General features: G+C 44.8%; 1 protein-coding gene. It reads right to left on the minus strand.

The features are described from left to right. Positions 1-601: 601 nt before the first annotated feature. Entirely contained in the window at positions 602-1,111 is a 510-nt protein-coding gene (locus tag ACEQFP_RS17425; RefSeq protein ID WP_023206179.1) for a helix-turn-helix domain-containing protein, read from the minus strand. Positions 1,112-1,317 lie beyond the last annotated feature (206 nt).

The raw sequence follows: 1,317 nt of genomic DNA on the forward strand, positions 1-1,317 counted from the left end.
AAAACCAAAACTATAAAAATCAATAACTTATTATTTATCTCTATTCTCTTCTATGAAAACCAACAGACAACACCAAAGTTCAAGGTAGCTCCCTCCCTCCGGTCGGGCATTTTGAGGGTCAGGGTTCGCCATAGGCGACCGCGTTAGCGGCTTGACCTTGACGATCAAAATGCCCGTTTAACCTTGTATCTGGTGATGGCTCGCGTAGTGAGCCATCACCATGATTGACGGTTTTCAGGGGTTTCGGGGCGAAGCCCTGAACCAGTCACTCCGCTAGCGGAGTGTATACTGGCTAATTAGTGCTTATCCTTCGGGTATATCTCTCGGTAAATCGTTATGAGACTCCCAATTAAGCCGATGATTGTGATGATTGTTGACGTGATCATGATGACCTCCTTGTCGGTAAAGTTTCTGTATTACATTCCTGGCTAACTTCTTTTAGTCCCAAAGGAATGCCGCACATTACAAAAGTGATGTGCTGTTTTATTTATTTATGGGATCTACTGCTTAAAGGGCGGCTTATTATGGGGATGGCTCGCTGTGGCGAACCATCCCCCTTTCTGAGGGTGGGGGTCGTTCCGAGCCGTCAAGAGTCGCTTCGCTACTGCTCTTGACCGCTCTCCTCTCCGGAAAACATAGCCATTATCCGGCGTTTTATTTCTCCATCCTTGTTCACTAATGTCTTGGTAACAAAGGCTGAGTAGTCTTTTGATGTGTTATATCCCTTCCAGACTTCGTGAGGATCTAAAGCGTAAGCACAAACCTTTCCAGCAACTGGTATTCTTACCAAAGCACCTTTCTCCTCCAAATAATCTAACCAACGACGAATTGTTCGAGTAGAAACACCCATCTGATTAGCTAAAAATTGCTGATCGCAGACCACTGCACCGCATGTAGGATCTATGTGTTCAGCGAAAAATGAGTAAAGACCTATAGCGGCAGCACCCTGTTTGTCCCTCACAAGCTCTCTAATGCGTTGCCAGCCCTTTGGGTATGTCTGAGTGAAGTTACTGTTCTTCTTTGCCTCCTCGTGCTCTTTAGATGCCTTCTTGTCGATTTCCTGTATTTCTTTCTGCCTTAGCTTTGCTTGGTGTTCTGAAGCTACGATCATCTTTATCCCTCGGTGTCTTTTTGATAGGACATTTTTGTCCCATCATAGGACTTGTGGTGTCCTATGTCCAGCCACATGCGGACACCAGCTGTGTCCTCACGTGCGGACACCAGCTGTGTCCTATCAGAAAAAACCAAAACTATAAAAATCAATAACTTATTATTTATCTCTATTCTCTTCTATGAAAACCAACAGACAACACCAAA

This window comes from Edwardsiella sp. A.80236 (genome assembly GCF_044540725.1).
GTDB lineage: Bacteria > Pseudomonadota > Gammaproteobacteria > Enterobacterales > Enterobacteriaceae > Edwardsiella > Edwardsiella tarda.